A 16636-nucleotide genomic window follows, 5' to 3' on the forward strand; every position below is an offset into this window, starting at 1 on the left:
CAACTTCTCCTTCAACTCGCAGCCACTCGTGCTCTTCAGAATAATACGTCGACATTCCTGTTCTCTCCTGACTTCAACGCTTGTAGTTTTGTTTGACGAAAGGCGTGGCCACGATCTCGGCCGGTTGCGCCTTGCCCCGAATGATCAGGTTCACCTTCTCGCCCGGCTCGCCGTGGCCTGCGGACACATAGCCCATCGCGACCGGGCCGCCGATGGTCGGACCAAAGCCGCCCGAAGTGATCTGCCCGATGGTATTTCCTTCGGCACATTGGATCTCGACGCCCTGACGCGCGGGGGCACGACCGGAGGGCAGAATGCCGACCAGTTTGCGCGCGGCGCCCTCTGCCAGTTCCCGTTGAACACGCTCAGCGCCAGGGAATCCGCCTTCTTCCTTGCGGCGCTTTTGAATGGCCCAGACCAGCGAAGCCTCGATCGGCGAGGTGGTCTGATCGATGTCGTTCCCATAGAGGCACAGACCGGCTTCGAGCCGCAGACTGTCGCGCGCGCCCAGACCGGCCGCTTCGCAGTCTTCGTGCGCCAGAAACGCCTTGCTGATCTCGATGGCCTTGTCCTCGGGGATCGAGATTTCGTAACCGTCCTCGCCGGTATAGCCCAGACGCGAGATACGGCATTCGACGCCGTTGATCGGGGCCATTGTGGTTTCCATGAACTTCAAATCGCGCGCCGCAGGGCAAAGCGCGCCCACCACGTCCTCGGCCTTCGGGCCCTGAACAGCGACCAGAGCACGGTCGAAAATCTCGGTGACTTCGACCCCTTCCAGATGCTCTTTCATGTGCGGGATGTCCTGATGGCGCAGGGCTGCGTTGACCACGACAAAGAAATAGTCACCCGCGTTGGACACGATCAGGTCGTCCATGATCCCGCCTTCCGCGTTGGTGAAAAACCCGTAACGTGCCTTGCCGGGCTTCAGAGTGGCATAGGCCTGAGGGCAGATGGCTTCCAGCTTCTCGCCCACGTTCTCGCCACGCAGGATCACCTGACCCATGTGGCTGACGTCGAACAGCGCGGCTTTTTCTCGGCACTGAACATGTTCACCCATGATACCCAGCGGATACTGAACGGGCATTTCCCATCCGGCAAAATCCACCATCTTTCCGCCCAGTTCGACATGCAGGTCGTATAGCGGCGTACGCTTCGGTTCGGTCATCTTCTCAACCTTTCAATCAGCGGGACTGGTCGCGAACGACCATAACGGTGCAATGCGCATTGCGCACGACACGAGCCAGGTTCGGACCGATTTCATAATTCGGGAAATCGCCTTTGGTCGACGCCATGACGATCAGATCGAAGCCCTCCTTGTGGGCGAGCTTCAGTATTTCGCGGTAGACGCTGCCTTCCTCGACATGCACGGGCACGTCAGAGGCATTGCCGTGATCCAGAATGGCCTGAACCTTGCCCCGCACGTGGTCTTTTGCGCCCGCGCCATAGTTGGCTGGCAGGTTCGGCAGCTGGATGATCTCGGGGATGACAGCGATCGCGTGCAGCTCGGCACCGTAGAATTTTGCCTGTTCCAACGCGACCGGCAAAGCCAGCTTCCATGAGTGGTCGTCGGTGTGATCAATTGGCAGCAGGATTTTCGTGGCCATCACGTCTCTCCTCGAGATAGGGAATTCTGTTTCGAAGGTGGAGGGCCGGGACGGCCCCCCGTTTTTTCTGTTCGAATTACTCGGCAGGAGTGTTGCCGGGTTCTTCCGATTGGCCGCCCGAGGCGAAGAACTCTTTCGTCAGTTTGAAGACGATCGGGCTCAGCAGGGCCAGGGCGATCAGGTTCGGAATGGCCATCATGGCGTTCAGCGTGTCCGCCAGCAGCCAGATGAAGCCCAGATCTGCTGTTGCGCCGAAGTAGATCATGACAATCCACAAGACGCGGTAGGGGATCAGCGATTTGACGCCCAGCAGGAACTCGACGCATTTCTCACCGTAGAAGGACCAGCCCAGGATGGTGGTGAATGCAAAGATCGACAGAGCGATGGCGATCAGATACCCACCAATACCCGGCAGGGACAGTTCGAACGCTGCCGAGGTCAGTGCCGCACCGGATTCACCCGATGTCCATGCACCCGACGAGATGATCGCCAGACCGGTGATCGAGCAGACGATGATAGTGTCGATGAACGTACCCAACATCGCGATCAGGCCCTGGTTGACCGGACCTTTGGTCTCGGCTGCGGCGTGTGCGATCGGAGCCGAACCCAAACCGGCTTCGTTCGAGAAGACACCGCGCGCCACACCAAACCGGATGGCGGCCCAGACGGCTGCACCGGCGAAACCACCTTCGGCGGCCGACGGGGTGAAGGCGTAGGTAAAGACCAGCGACAGGGCGTGACCGATGTTGCCGATGTTGATCAGCAGAACCAGCAGGCCCGCGACGATGTAGGCAATCGCCATGAACGGAACCAGTTTACCGGCAACCGCACCAATGCGGGTAATACCACCCAGGATCACGGCTGCGGTCAGAACCATCAGGACCACGCCGGTAACCGAAGTGTTGAAGCCGAAGTTCGCTTCCAGAACCTGCGCCACACCGTTGGCCTGCACACCGTTACCGATGCCGAAAGCGGCAATTGCGCCGAACAGGGCAAACGCCCAGCCCAGCCAGTGCCAGTTCGCGCTGAGACCGTTTTTGATGTAGTACATCGGGCCGCCGACGAAGTTGCCCAGTTCGTCCTGCTCGCGATATTTCACGGCGCAGACGGCTTCGGCATATTTGGTGGCCATGCCCACCAGGGCGGTCATCCACATCCAGAACAAGGCGCCCGGACCGCCCAGGAAGACAGCAGTGGCCACACCGGCGATGTTGCCGGTACCGATGGTCGCCGACAGCGAAGTCATCAGCGCGTTGAACGGGCTGATCTGCCCTTCGCCCTGACCCTCACGGCCTTTGAACAGCAGGCTGAAGCCCGTGCCAATGCGCAGAATCGGCATGAATTTCAGCCCGACCTGCAGGAAGAAGCCGACGCCAAGGATGAGAACCAGCATCAGCGGCCCCCACACGACGCCGTTTATGGCTCCTACGATTGAATTTAACGCTTCCATGGTTTCCCTCCCATTTGCGTCAGGTTTATGCTCCGTTGGCGACAGCCCGCTGGCGGGCCTGCTTAAGAGCAGCGAAATCTTCGTCCGCGTGGAACGACGACCGGGTCAGCGGTGTTGCCGACACGTGCAGAAAGCCCTTGGAGCGGGCAATTTGTTCTAGCTTTTCAAACTCTTCCGGTGACCAAAACCGGTCAATCGGATGGTGTTTCGGGGTCGGTTGCAGATATTGTCCGACGGTTAGAAAATCGACATTGGCAGCGCGCAGATCGTCCATCACCTGACGCACATCGTTAAGCGTTTCGCCCAACCCTACCATAAGTCCCGATTTTGTGAAGATTTTCGGGTTGGCCCGTTTGGCATCGTCCAGAAGCCGCAAAGAGGCATAATAACGGGCACCCGGCCGCACAGTCGGGTACAAATGCGGCACGGTTTCCAGATTATGGTTAAACACATCCGGCGCCGCTTCGAAGACGACATCTGCGGCTTTGCCCTTGCCCAGGAAATCAGGCGTCAGAACCTCGATTGTTGTTCCGGGGTTCTGGTGACGCACGGCGCGGATCGTTTGCGCGATATGCTTGGCCCCACCGTCTTCCAGATCGTCGCGATCCACGGAAGTGATCACCACATGGCGCAGACCCAGCTTTTTGACCGCCGCCGCGACCCGGCCAGGTTCGAACGCATCCAGAGCGTCAGGACGGCCCGTCGCCACGTTACAGAAGGAACAGCCGCGGGTGCAGACCTCGCCCATGATCATCATGGTTGCGTGGCGTTTGGACCAGCACTCCCCGATGTTGGGGCAGGCGGCTTCTTCGCACACGGTCGCCAGATCGTGCTCGCGCATCAGGCGGCGGGTTTCGTAATACTCGGATCCTTCGATCTTTTTCTTACGTATCCACTTCGGTTTGCGCGGTATGACACTGTCGGCCTTTTTGGCCTTTTCCGGGTGGCGTGGGCGAAGCTGGATGGTCATCTGGCTGCTCCGGTTCAGGCGTGGATTGCGCGGCCCATGGCGTCAAGGCAGGCTTCCTTGACAGCCTCGCCCATCGCCGGGTGCGCGTGGCAGGTTGCGGCGACCTCGGCGACGGTTGCGCCTTTGGTCATGGCCAGCACCAGTTCGGCGATCAGGTCACCGCCATGCGCCCCGCAGATATGGCCCCCCAGTATCTTGCCATCAGCGTCGGCCAGAACCTTGACCGCGCCGTCTGTTTCTCCGGTCGATCGGGCACGGGAATTGGCCATGAAGGCAAATTTTCCGACCGAATACTCCGATCCGGTCTCTTTCAGCGCTTCTTCGGTCAGACCAACGGACGCAACCTCGGGGTCGGTGTAAACCACGCCGGGTACCGTGTTGTAATCCACATGCCCGGCCAACCCGGCCAGCATCTCGACGCAGGCAACACCGTCTTCCTCTGCCTTGTGCGCCAGCATCGGGCCGGGCACGCAGTCACCGATGGCGTAGATGCCGGGTACCGATGTCTGGAATGTGCTGTCGACTTCGACAAAACCACGCTGGTTCAAAGCAACACCCAGTTCTTCCAGCCCGAGACCCCGGGTAACGGGACGGCGACCGACGGCGATCAGAACCTTGTCGGCTTCCATCACTTCTTCCTTGTCCTTGCCGACGCGGTCCATGGTCAGGGTCAGGCCTGAACCGGTTTTATCAACCGACTTCAGGGCGCGACCCAGTTGGAACTTCAGCCCGCGCTTGGACAAGGCCCGCTGCGCCAGCTTGGCGATCTCGCCGTCAATGCCCGGCAGCACGCGGTCCAGATATTCGACAACAGTGACCTTGGCGCCCAGGCGCGCCCAGACCTGCCCCAGTTCCAGACCGATTACACCCGCACCGATTACGACCAGATGCTCGGGTACGCTCTCCAGCGCGATCGCACCGGTCGAACTCAGGATATCCTGCTCATCAATTTTGATACCCGGCAGCGAGGTCGGCTCGGACCCGGTGGCGATCAGGATGTTTTTGGCTTTATGAACCGCGTCGCCGACCTTGACCTGACCTGCGGCAGGGATGCTGGCCCAGCCTTCGATCAGATCGACACCGTTCTTCTTGAACAGAAACGCGATGCCCTTGGTCAGATCACCTACGATCTTGTCCTTGCGCTCCATCATCGCGCCAACGTCGATGCTGGCCCCCTCGACTGCAATGCCATGGGAGGAGAGATGGGAGAGTTCGGCATATTTGGCCGAGGAGGTCAGCAAGGCTTTGGAGGGAATGCACCCCACATTCAGACAGGTTCCGCCCAGTGCCCCGCGTCCTTCCACGCAGGCCACTTTCAGACCCAGCTGAGCTGCGCGGATCGCGGCGACATAGCCGCCGGGTCCGCCACCGACAACGATTAGATCGTAGGTATTCATGGGCTTGCTCTCAGTAGATCGGGTAGCTCGCGCACAGGGCGCGGACTTGTTCGCGGGTAGCCTTCTCGACGGTCTCATCCCCATCCGGCGACTGTGCAAGCGCATCCAGAACGTCGCCGATCAGATGGCCGATCTTCTTAAACTCTTCGGGACCGAAGCCACGGCTGCATCCGGCGGCGGTGCCCAGGCGGACTCCGCTTGTGACCGTCGGCTTTTCCGAGTCTCCGGGTACGCTGTTCTTGTTGCAGGTGAACCCGGCGCGCTCCAGCGCCGCCTCGGCCGCGTTGCCCTTCACCCCGATGGGTCGAAGATCGACCAACATCAGATGGTTGTCCGTGCCACCCGAAACGATGTCACAGCCGCGCGACATCATCACATTGGACAATGCCTCGGCGCTGTCGACGACGCGTTGCATGTATTCCTTGAATTCCGGCTTCTGAGCTTCGCCAAACGCGACTGCTTTGCCTGCGATGACGTGCATCAGCGGGCCACCCTGAAGGCCGGGGAACACAGCGGAATTGATCTTCTTCGCCAGCGCTTCATCATTGGTCAGGATGATGCCGCCGCGCGGACCGCGCAGCGTTTTATGGGTTGTCGACGTCACGACATGCGCGTGTCCGACAGGCGAAGGGTGCAGACCTGTCGCGACCAGACCCGCGATATGGGCCATGTCGGCCAACAGCCACGCCCCGACTTCGTCGGCGATTTCACGGAACCGGGCAAAGTCGATCTTGCGCGAATAGGCCGACGCGCCCGCGATGATCAGCTTGGGTTTCTCTGCGCGCGCCAATTCGGCGACCTGATCGTAGTCAATCAGACCCGCGTCGGTCAGACCGTACTGAACCGGGCGAAACCATTTGCCCGACTGCGCAGGTTTCGCGCCGTGAGTAAGGTGGCCACCAGCATCCAGCGACATGCCCAGGATCGTGTCGCCCGGGCTCAGCAACGCCAGCTTGACGGCACCATTGGCCTGCGCGCCGGAATGCGGCTGCACATTGGCAAATCCGCAGCCGAAAATCGACTTCAGCCGTTCGATGGCTTCAATCTCGACCTCATCCACATATTCGCATCCGCCATAGTAGCGACGACCGGGATAGCCTTCGGCATATTTGTTGGTCAGTACTGAACCCTGCGCTTCGATTACGGCCTGCGAGACAATGTTCTCGGACGCGATAAGCTCAATTTGTTCAGCCTGACGGGAAGCTTCACGCGAAATCGACGCCGCAATAACCGGGTCGGATGCTGCAAGAGACGTTCTGAACATGATTTCCTCCTCCGAAATCCGAATCCTTAACAGGGGATTTTGTTTCCTATAGTGGAGAACGGATGCTTGAGGCAACATTTTTTTCCGATTTGTTATGTTGAGGGCTAATCGGGAACTATGTATCCTTGCTTAAAGTGGGGGGATTCAATATGTCAGACGATTTACAGCCTGATGGCGCGGGACTTCAGGACCAGGACGATGGAGCTGCTCTGGGTCGCTCGATCCGGGATGCACGCCGTGAAAAGGGCTGGACGTTGGAAGAGGCCGGCAGGGCCGCCGGCATTGGTCGCTCGACGCTTTCAAAGATTGAAAACAACCAGACCCGACCCAGTTTCGATATTGTTCGCCGGTTGACTCAGGCGCTGGATATGAACCCGCCGCAGCTGTTCCTGCAATCCGGTCAGACGGGGGTCGCCGGGCGGCGTGACTTCACCCCAAAAGGGACGGGCGAGATCAGGCATACCGCCACCTACATGCACGAGTTGCTGTGCCCGGAACTGACCAGCAAGCGCATGCTACCCTATGTAGCGACAATCAAGGCGCGTGACATATCCGAATTCGACAACTGGATCCGGCATTCCGGGGAAGAGTTCATGTATGTCCTGAAGGGCGAGTTGATCTTTGTTTCGGAGCATTATCGCCCGCTGCCGATGAAGGCGGGGGACTCGCTTTATTATGACAGCAGCATGGGCCATGGATGCGTATCCACCAGCGAGGAAGACGCGCAGGTTCTGTGGGTGTCACTGGAATAGTCCCGCTTTAGACCAGGGCGGTTGAAAACCATGGGAAACGGCTAAGCAGAACCAGGATTGCTGCAACAGCCAGCAAGAAGGGCCAGAGCGATCGCAAAATGCGACCCGGTGAGACCCCGCTCATGGAAGATGCGATGTAAAGCCCGACACCCACCGGTGGCGTCAGCAGGCCCAGAACTAGGTTCAGGCACATGACGACGCCGAACTGATAGGGGCTGATGTCGTAGTCGTTCATTGCGATGGGCAGCAGGATGGGGGTGATCAGAATGACGGCCGCGATGCCATCGATCAACATTCCGACCCCCAGCAGGATCAGGTTGACGATCAGCAGGAACAGGAATGGATCATCTGTAATGGAGGTGATCAGGACCGCCAGCTTCTGCGGCAGTGCCTCATAGATGATCACCCAGCCGAAAACACTTGCGGCCGAAATCATGAAGATGATCATAGACGCGTTGATTGCCGTGCGCCGGAACATCTGGGGCAGCGCCTTGGGCTTAAGCTCTCCGTAGATCAGCCAGCCAATCAGGAACGCGATCAGCGACGCAATGGCGGCGGATTCCGTGGGCGTGGCGATACCGAAAAGAACACCCCCGATAATGGCCATGGGGATCAATACCGCCGGTAAACAGGCAAGCAGGGCCGAAATCGATTCCTGCCGCGTAAACCAGGCGCCTTTGGGAAATCCCTGCGCGAAACCGATCAGGGCGATCACCACGGCAAACGAGATCGACAGCAACAGTCCGGGCAGGATGCCGGCAAGAAACATGTCACCGATGGGGATCTGCGCCAGAACGCCAAAGATCACGAACATCATGGATGGTGGAATGACCGGTGCCAGCAATCCCCCAGCGGCTGTGGTGGCAGCGGCAAAGCCCTTGTCATAGCCTTCCTGCTCCATCTCAGGCGTCATGGCCCGCGCCATGACGGCAATCTGCGCCGTGGCCGATCCGATGATGGCGGCCATGAACATGTTGGCCAGCAGGTTGATATAGGCCAGCCCGCCGCGAAAGCCGCCGACAAAGACCCGGGCGGCATCGATAAGCCGTCGGGTCATGCCACCTTCGTTCATCATCTCGCCGGTCAGCATGAAAAGGGGGATGGCCAGAAGCCCATAGTTCTCGAGGCCCGAGAACATCTTCTGGGCAAAGCTGTCATACAAAACGGTGTTGCCGCTTTCCCAGATGTACCAGATCGCGGTCAGCGACAGGACCAGCGCAACTGGAACCGCGATCAGCAGCTTGAAGGCAAAAATCAGAGGCGTCATGCATTGCCCTCGGGTTGAGGGACACGGGGGCCGGTCAGATTTGAAATGCTGTGCAGCGTTGCCCCCAGCGCAAACAGCCACATGACCATCCAGACCAGGTATTTCGGAACGCCCAGCGTTGTTGTCGGTTCCGCGTAGATGAAGTTGAAGGTCGCACCCTGAAACTGCTTGGTGTCAAACCCATGCCGCGCCAGTTCCAGCGGTGAATACCAGCGCCAACAGAACCAGATCATGAACAGGGCAAAGATCAGAACGATCAGGTCAACAAGCCGTGCCGTCAGATCACGCAGCAAAGGGGGCAGGGAGTCTGTCAGGATCGTGACGGCCACCGCGTGACCATAGTGCAGCGCCGCGGATGCGCCGAGAAAGGTCATCCAGGCCATGGCATAGATCGCCAGTTCATCCACCCAGAACAGAGCGGACCCCAGGCTGCGTGTCACGACGTTCAGCAGGATCAGAACCGATATCGCGGCGGCCAGAAAAGACGCGAGCCACAGTTCAGCACGCGCCCATGCTGCAGAAATCCGCCGGATCATTGCGCTCACTCCTCAAAACAAGGGGCGCAAATCACCTGCGCCCCAATTGCATGAGTACCGTATTAGTTGGCGGTTTCCGCAGCAACCTGTCGCAATTGATCCAGCGCACCTGATTTCCCGGCCCAGGTCTGGTTCCATTGATCAATGGCATCACCAAAGAATGAGCTGTCTACCTGAACATAGGTTTTGCCGGTGCCTTTCACCTGATCCAGCCATTCCTGTTCCTTGGCAACATAGGTGTCGATGGTACTGTCCACGTGACGGGCCATCAGTTCACCGATCATGGTGCGGTCTTCTTCGGACAGACCGGCCCAGACCTTGGCCGACACAAGACCAACCATCGGGAACATCATGTGGTCCGACTGCACGACGGTGTCGGCATGTTCGTAATATTTCAGAACCCAGATCAGTTCTGCGTCCATGTCGATGGCATCGACCTGACCGTTGGCCAGCGCATCGTAAACGGCGGGCAGGGGCATCGGGGTCGGGGCCGCACCAACGGCGTTGTAGAAGTCGAGAATAGGCTCGAACGGAGTGATCCGCAGTTTGAGACCGGCCAGGTCCTCTGCCGAGTTCACGTCGCCCCGGGCAACGATCTGGCGCAGGCCGGCCATGCCGTACCCGGTGCCGACGACACCGACCTCGGCAGGAAGTTGATCCAGCATGCTACGCGCGCCGTCGCTGCGCAGGATACGACCGGCATGACCGATATCGCTGGCCAGATACGGGGCATAGAACGCGCCGAAATCCTTGGCGCGGTTGGACACTTCGGCCACTGTCATGAACGCCATGTCCAAAGCACCTGTTTGCAGCTGCTGCAGCATCTCGGCTTCGTTGCCCAACTGACGCGCCGGAAAAACTGTCACGCTATGCGCGCCACCGCTGGCTTCCGACAAGTCTGCGCCAAATGCCTCGGCCGCCTTCGTCCAGATATGCGGCGGTGGCGTGATCAGACCCAGGCGGAACTCATCCGCCAGCGCAATCGTTGCGGAAAAGGAAGCCACAACCGCAGCAGTCGCGCCGCAAAGGGCTTTGTGAAGGTAGTTCATTGTATTCTCCCTGTTTTGTTCCGGTTCGGCTCAGAGCTGGACCCAGTCCGCAGGCGGCTTACCCTTTCCGGGATGCAGCGTTCCGCAGTTCGGACAAGTTCGAGCTTCGGTACTGTTATGGAAAGCATCGTAAATCTTTGGCAGTGCGGTGACGATCCCTTCGGGGCCATCAAGCGCAACTTCTTCGCGATGCACAAGGCCTTCGCAGTTAAAGCAAAACCATTCGAACCCTTCTTTCATCCCCGGCTGACGTTGGGCTTCGACCACGATGCCGATCGATCCTTCCTGTGGGCGCTGCGGCGCGTGACGCACATGAGGCGGCAACAGGAAAACCTCGCCTTCACGCACCGGCACATCGTAGATTTTGCCGCCGTCGGCGATCTTCAGCATCATGTCGCCCTTTTGCTGAAAGAACCATTCTTCGACCGGATCATCGTGAAAATCGACACGTGTATTGGGGCCGCCAACAACCATGACAATCATGTCGCCTTCCTTGTGCAGCAACTGATTGCCAACCGGAGGGCGCAGTTTGTCAGCGTTGTCTTCCACCCATTTCTGGAAATTGAAGGGTTTCAGCGTCGGGTGTTGTCCCATGTGCTTTCTCCTGCCTGACCGGTGCTTGGGGCACAGCAACACTATATCGTGCCGTCAAAAAGCCTAGGACAAGCCGTATGAAAGAAATATTTGTTTCTGGGAATGTCGGTATCCATTAACCTGATATCAGATTGATCAAAGCTGAAGGCCGCAATCCTCGAACGCGGCGCTTGCGGCGGCTTTTTCGGCCTCGGTCAGTTCCAGCATGGGATGGCGTACGCGCCCTCCGACCTGTCCAAGCAGTTCCTGCCAGTATTTTCCGTGGGCTGTCGGCTTGCCACCGGGCTTGGTGCGTTTGATCGCAGCACGGACCGGATCGAGACTGTCGCGCACGCGCCGGGCCTGGTCGAGCTTTCCGGCAAAAGCCAGTTCGGTGTATTCGTGCATACGCAAGTCGTTCGCCGTCTGGATTTGGTAGGGCGGCGAGGAACACAGGTAAAGCTGCCAGCCCAGCTCCTCGATATTGTCCAGCCAGTCGTCTTCCAGAGACGTGGACACCAGGATCTTGTCACCCACCATCCGCGTCAGTTTTGCATACATGTCCCGGGGGACCGAGTATTTGATGGCCATGATGTTGGGCAGCTCCGCAATACGCGCACAAGTTTCGGGCTGCATCAGATACCCGCTGTCGGGATGGCTCCACATGGCGATGCCGATATCCAGGCGGTCGCAGATATACTCGTAGTAATTGTACAAAACCTCGTCGCGGTCGTGACAAAAGCTGAGCATCGGGGCGTGGACCACCACATAATCCGCACCGCAGTCCTGAGCATGCCGTCCAAGCTCCAGCACGGTGTCCACGTTCTGATCCGAGATCGACATGATCGTCCCGGCCTTGTCCCCGCATTCCTCGGCGGCGATGGTCATGTTGCGTTTGCGTTCGTCCAGCGACATCGACCAGAACTCACCCTGTTTGCCTGCGATGAACAGGCCCTGAATTTGCAGATCGTCGATCCAGTGCCGAATGTTCCGGCGCAATCCGGCCTCGTTCAGGCTGAGGTCTTCGTTGAACGGGTTCAACGCGGCTGCCCAAATCCCCCGCATGGTTTCGCGCGAATAGGCTTTGGCGTCGTGTTTGGCATATTTCATGGGCAGGAAGTCCGAAGGTCAGATGTTAGATCGCTAGCGTGCAAACACTCTGGTTCCGTCAAACGCACAAAGCCAAGCGCATAGGGCGGATCTGGATATTAAATATTTCGATAACAGAGAGCCTGCAGTTTCGGATAGGTTAAGGCTGCATCTGGAGGCTCTATGAAAATCGGCATTATCGGCGAAGGCGCTATCGGGCGTTACGTGGCACAGCACTTGCTTGAAAAAGGCGAAGGGCCTGATGCCATATTGGTTTCACCCGGACGGCGACTTGACGGAAAGGAGGCCGGTCCATCCCGTGTTACCTGCGTCTCAGACCTGCCCGGCGGGATCGATCTGATGGTCGATTGCGCGGGCCATGCGGGCCTGAAAGCACACGGAGCCGCCATTCTGGAACGGGGCATCGACCTGGTAACACTGTCAGTCGGCGCATTGGCTGACCCTGATCTTGAACAGGCGCTGGCATTGGCGGCGCGTAACGGTCATTCGCATTTGCGCCTTGCCAGCGGGGCAATCGGCGCACTGGATTGCCTATCCGCCGCAAGGGTAGGGGGGCTGACCGAGGTCATCTATCGCGGCAGCAAGCCCCCGGCAGGATGGCGTGGTTCAGCTGCAGAAGAACAATTGAAGCTGGATCAGCTGAATTCAGCGGCGATACATTTTTCCGGAACTGCCCGGCAAGCAGCCGTGGCCTATCCAAAGAACGCCAACGTGGCAGCGGCCATAGCGTTGGCGGGACTAGGATTTGACGAGACAAGGGTTGAACTGATCGCCGATCCGGCTGTTAATGCCAATATCCACGAAATCGAGGCGCGCGGCAGTTTTGGCACCTTCACATTCAGGATCGAAGGAAAGGCGCTGCCGGACAACCCGCGCAGTTCGGCTCTGGCTGCCATGAGCGCGATTGCCGCCATCGAAAGACAGCCCGCAGCGATCAGTATCTGAGGGGCCTTCATGGTCGCACATCATACCCGTATCGTTGAGCGCGCGCTGACGCGGTTGAAGCTGCGCCAGTTGCGTCTGCTGGTTGCGGTCGGCCAGCACGGCAGCATCCAGAATGCCGCGCGCGATCTGGGCATTTCGCAGCCTGCCGCCACCAAGATGATTCAGGACCTGGAGCTGGATTTCGAGGTCAAGCTTTTCGAGCGGACCAATCGCGGCGTTGTGCCCACGGTGTTTGGTGAAGCACTGATCCGCCATGGCAAGCTGATCTTCGCGCAGGTCTCAAATGCTGCTCAGGAATTGGATGATCTGAACGAAGGCAACAGCGGCCGGGTTGTGGTGGGAACCCTGCTGGCGGCGTCACCAACCTTGCTGCCACGCGCTGTCGAACGGCTGCTGAAAGACCGCCCGAAAGTCGCGGTCAAAATTGTCGAGGGGACAAACGAAGTGCTGATGCCTGCGCTTTTGTCGGGCGAGATCGACATGGTTGTCGGTCGTCTGCCAAGTCATCGCCACCGGGCACGGATCACGCAGGAAAAGTTCTTTGATGAACGAGTATTGGCCGTGACGGGAACGCAGCATCCTTTGATCGGCAGGCCGAATATCACTTTCGAAGAACTCAGACGCTTTGGCTGGATACTTCCGCCGGTCGAAACCACTCTGCGCCGCCAGACCGACCAGTACTTCGTGCGACAGGATCAGTACCAGCCGGGTGTTTCAATTGAATCAGTTTCCTATCTTGCCAACAGGTCCCTGTTGCGATCTCACGATTTCGTCGGGCTGATGCCGGCCCATGTCGCCTCGTTGGATATCGACCGTGGTCTGCTGGCCTGCCTGGATTGGGCTGTCCCATTTGGTGCGGGCCCTGTTGGCGTGTCTCACAGAGGGGAAAGCAGCCTGTCCCCGGCAAGCAGCACATTTCTGGATGCCCTGCGCGCGGCAGCAGGTGACATCTGAACCATCCCTGCAGATATCACGCAATCGGATATCAGTATTTCTTCAATTCAGTTGAGGTGATGCCAGCGGAAATGAGACCCTGAAGCTGAATTGCAACCTGCGAGGGCGCCATGAGCACTTATCCGGACCTGAAACTCTATATCGGCGGTGAGTGGCGCAAGGCAGCAGACGACATTCCCGTGTTGAACCCTGCGACGGAAGAGGAAATCGGCAGGCTTCCCAAAGCGGGCAGGTCCGATCTGGATGACGCGCTGGTTGCGGCCGAAGCGGGGTTTCGCGTTTGGCGTCGCACGGCCCCACGCGACCGTGCGGACATCATGATCAAGGCTGCGGCGCTGATGCGCGACCGCCAGGAGGAGATTGCCCGCTCAATCACTGCCGAGCATGGAAAGCCGCTGGCACAGGCCCGGCTTGAGGTGATCCGCGGCTGCGAGTTTTTCGAATGGGACGCGGGCGAGGCCATGCGTACCTATGGCCGCGTCATCCCCTCGGCGCCCGGTGTTCGATATGTTGTGCATCACCAACCCATCGGGGTGGTTCTTGGCCTGTCGCCCTGGAATTTCCCGATGAGCCAGCCGGCACGCAAGATTGCAGGCGCGCTGGCATCGGGGTGTTCGATCATCCTGAAAGCGGCTGAGGAAACTCCGGCAGGTGCCATGCATATCGCGCGCGCCTTCCACGACGCCGGCTTGCCACCGGGTGTCCTGAACCTTGTCTTTGGTGAACCTGCGGAGATATCAAGCCATCTTATCCGGCAGGATCCTGTACGGCTTGTCGCCTTTACCGGGTCAACAGCGGTCGGGCGCCACCTGACGACGCTCGCCTCGGAGAACATGACGCGCGTCCTGATGGAGCTGGGCGGGCATGCACCAGTCATCGTATGTGAAGATACAGACGTTGAAAAAGCCGCAATTAGCGGAGCGGTCCGAAAATACAGGAATGCAGGGCAGGTCTGCACCTCGCCAACCCGGTTTTTTGTGCACGAAAGCATCTACAAGCCATTCCTGGACACGTTCATTGAACGGGCCGCTGGCACTGTCGTAGGGAACGGAGTGGAAGAGGGTATCGAAATGGGGCCGCTGGCAAACGACCGCCGCGTTCCCGCGCTGAGCGAACTTGTAGAAGATGCCCGTGATGCCGGTGCAACGATCTGCACCGGGGGCGGTCGGATCGGAGCCAAAGGCTATTTCTTTGCGCCGACCGTTTTGACGAATGTGCCTGACGACGCCCGCGTGATGCAGGAAGAGCCATTTGGCCCGCTGGCCGTGATCAATCCGGTCGCTTCACTGGACGAAGCCATAGCCAAGGCGAATGCGACCCCGTTTGGTCTTGCCGCTTACGGGTTTTCAAACAGAGCCGACTATATTGACCGGATGATCGATGAAGTCGAAGCCGGAAACCTATCCTTCAACACGCTGGAAGCATCATTGCCGGAAACACCTTTTGGCGGGGTCAAATCCAGTGGATACGGCCGGGAAGGCGGGACGGAGGGTTTGGAAAACTATATGATTGTCAAGAATATCTCTCACAGCACCCAGATCGTTTGATCATTAGCGGGGCAAAATCCGGCCCCGAAATATCGTTCTGACAGTAAATGGTGAAATCGCTTAAAGCACTGTCATTGTTATAATTTTTTACAAATTAAAGAATTAGTAGAAAGGGCCATATTTTGGCCTCAATCAAACGTCACTTCACATAGCCACTGGCATTGACGCCGCTCACACTCAATCGCTGCGGCATGCAGTTGCTTTTCCCCCTCGTGGCAATTCAGATCCGACCTCCCACTTGAAAACGGATCTTGCCGTAGCGATTGAAAGCCAGTTTTTTCACATCTGATCTGGTTAGGGTCATGCCTATTGAGGCTCTGAAAACTCCTGTTCAAGCCAGGTTTCGAACAGTTGCTTAACAGGCTCGTTTGCGCCTGTTCCGCTTGTCTCAACAAGAAAGTGGGATTGGTTGATTGGGACCGCATCGCCGACAATCGCGATGGCCTGCCCGGACTCGATCGCGGTTTGCGCGAACCTTTCCAGCACCATTGCGTACCCTCCGCCCGCCGCAACGACGCCCATCGCGGCGACGGTTGTATCGACGGAGTAGGGGGACAAGGGTTCAGAATACGCTATGCCCAATGCTTCGAAATACTTCTGCCCCATGTCCTGAAATCCCAGAATCTGCACAAGCGGTTGCTTGCGGAGTTCGGCAACCGGAATGCTTTGCCCCGACGCCGAATCCGCCGCGACAGGTACGATACGCTCGGTCGAGATTTTTCGGGTTCGCGCATCAGGCCAGTCACCAACCCCCACGCGCAACTCGACATCCACGTTTTCGCGACCAGCCGAATCCGCCCAAATGTTCGAGACCAGCCGAATGGATACATCGGGCTGGCTGCGGGTGAATTTCGGCAGCCTATGTGCCAGCCAGAGCGTCGCTGTCGAGATCGGAGCCCGCACGGTTAGAACCTGCGCGCTTCCGGACCCGAAAAGGCTGGCGGTCGATACCGTAATATCGCTTAGCGCGCGCCGCACGGAATAGGCGTAGGCCTGTCCGACCTCTGTCAGGCTCAGGTTTCTGGCCGCGCGAAAGAAAAGCTTGCACCCCAACTGCGCCTCTAGCGAGCGGACATGCAGACTGAGCGCCGTTTGCGTTATGCCCAGTTCCTTAGCTGCGGCCGTAAAGCTCATATGCCGCGCTGCGCATTCAAACGATCTGAGCCAGACAAGATTTGGGGAATTGGACACGTTCAGCACCAAGGAAAGTTTGTG

General features: G+C 58.6%; 16 protein-coding genes. 4 read left to right on the top strand and 12 right to left on the bottom strand.

Annotated features, from left to right (window positions below):
- Positions 1-73 precede the first annotated feature (73 nt).
- The 6 genes from gcvT to glyA all read right to left on the bottom strand — a co-directional run bounded on the left by gcvT (position 74) and on the right by glyA (position 6688).
- Entirely contained in the window at positions 74-1168 is a 1095-nt protein-coding gene (gcvT, locus tag ACR0J2_RS15540) for a glycine cleavage system aminomethyltransferase GcvT (RefSeq protein ID WP_480813130.1), read from the bottom strand.
- Positions 1169-1184: 16 nt separating this feature from the next.
- A complete protein-coding gene (locus ACR0J2_RS15545; protein WP_170613945.1) occupies positions 1185-1607 on the bottom strand; it encodes a universal stress protein in 423 nt (140 codons plus the stop codon).
- A 76-nt stretch (positions 1608-1683) separates the two neighbouring features.
- Positions 1684-3057, bottom strand: a complete 1374-nt coding sequence (locus tag ACR0J2_RS15550; protein WP_480813131.1) for an alanine/glycine:cation symporter family protein — start codon at positions 3055-3057, stop codon at positions 1684-1686.
- Positions 3058-3082: 25 nt separating this feature from the next.
- Complete coding sequence (gene lipA, locus ACR0J2_RS15555; RefSeq protein WP_480813132.1) at positions 3083-4027, bottom strand: lipoyl synthase; 945 nt, start codon at positions 4025-4027, stop codon at positions 3083-3085.
- 14 nt (positions 4028-4041) lie between these two features.
- Positions 4042-5424 (bottom strand): dihydrolipoyl dehydrogenase, encoded by a 1383-nt coding sequence (lpdA, locus tag ACR0J2_RS15560; RefSeq protein ID WP_480813133.1) that lies wholly within the window; start codon positions 5422-5424, stop codon positions 4042-4044.
- A 10-nt stretch (positions 5425-5434) separates the two neighbouring features.
- On the bottom strand, positions 5435-6688 hold the full coding sequence (gene glyA / locus ACR0J2_RS15565; protein ID WP_480813134.1) for a serine hydroxymethyltransferase: 1254 nt from the start codon (positions 6686-6688) through the stop codon (positions 5435-5437).
- Positions 6689-6837: 149 nt separating this feature from the next.
- On the opposite strand from glyA, the gene ACR0J2_RS15570 reads away from it, so the two are divergent.
- Positions 6838-7440: an XRE family transcriptional regulator gene (locus ACR0J2_RS15570; protein ID WP_170807972.1), complete on the top strand. Its 603-nt coding sequence runs from the start codon at positions 6838-6840 to the stop codon at positions 7438-7440.
- Positions 7441-7447: 7 nt separating this feature from the next.
- On the opposite strand, the gene ACR0J2_RS15575 is transcribed toward ACR0J2_RS15570, so the two are convergent.
- The 5 genes from ACR0J2_RS15575 to ACR0J2_RS15595 all read right to left on the bottom strand — a co-directional run bounded on the left by ACR0J2_RS15575 (position 7448) and on the right by ACR0J2_RS15595 (position 11975).
- Complete coding sequence (locus ACR0J2_RS15575; RefSeq protein ID WP_480813135.1) at positions 7448-8707, bottom strand: TRAP transporter large permease; 1260 nt, start codon at positions 8705-8707, stop codon at positions 7448-7450.
- A complete protein-coding gene (locus ACR0J2_RS15580; RefSeq protein ID WP_480813136.1) occupies positions 8704-9243 on the bottom strand; it encodes a TRAP transporter small permease in 540 nt (179 codons plus the stop codon). Before ACR0J2_RS15580 ends, ACR0J2_RS15575 begins: the two co-directional genes overlap by 4 nt.
- A 62-nt stretch (positions 9244-9305) precedes the next feature.
- A complete protein-coding gene (locus ACR0J2_RS15585; protein ID WP_170613953.1) occupies positions 9306-10292 on the bottom strand; it encodes a TRAP transporter substrate-binding protein in 987 nt (328 codons plus the stop codon).
- Between the two features lie 30 nt (positions 10293-10322).
- Complete coding sequence (locus ACR0J2_RS15590) at positions 10323-10886, bottom strand: 3-hydroxyanthranilate 3,4-dioxygenase (protein WP_480813137.1); 564 nt, start codon at positions 10884-10886, stop codon at positions 10323-10325.
- 135 nt (positions 10887-11021) lie between these two features.
- Entirely contained in the window at positions 11022-11975 is a 954-nt protein-coding gene (locus tag ACR0J2_RS15595; protein WP_480813138.1) for a dihydrodipicolinate synthase family protein, read from the bottom strand.
- Between the two features lie 162 nt (positions 11976-12137).
- Between ACR0J2_RS15595 and ACR0J2_RS15600 the strand changes: the two genes are divergently transcribed.
- From ACR0J2_RS15600 to ACR0J2_RS15610, 3 genes are all read left to right on the top strand, one after another.
- Positions 12138-12920, top strand: a complete 783-nt coding sequence (locus ACR0J2_RS15600) for an aspartate dehydrogenase (RefSeq protein WP_480813139.1) — start codon at positions 12138-12140, stop codon at positions 12918-12920.
- Between the two features lie 9 nt (positions 12921-12929).
- Entirely contained in the window at positions 12930-13874 is a 945-nt protein-coding gene (locus ACR0J2_RS15605) for a LysR substrate-binding domain-containing protein (RefSeq protein WP_480813140.1), read from the top strand.
- A 110-nt stretch (positions 13875-13984) separates the two neighbouring features.
- Positions 13985-15421, top strand: a complete 1437-nt coding sequence (locus tag ACR0J2_RS15610; protein WP_480813141.1) for an NAD-dependent succinate-semialdehyde dehydrogenase — start codon at positions 13985-13987, stop codon at positions 15419-15421.
- Positions 15422-15727: 306 nt separating this feature from the next.
- Here the strand turns inward: ACR0J2_RS15610 and ACR0J2_RS15615 are convergent, their stop codons facing one another.
- Positions 15728-16621 carry a LysR substrate-binding domain-containing protein gene (locus tag ACR0J2_RS15615; protein ID WP_480813142.1) on the bottom strand — a complete coding sequence of 298 codons (894 nt, stop codon included), beginning with the start codon at positions 16619-16621 and terminating at the stop codon, positions 15728-15730.
- Positions 16622-16636 lie beyond the last annotated feature (15 nt).

This window comes from Ruegeria sp. CG4, assembly GCF_056537185.1.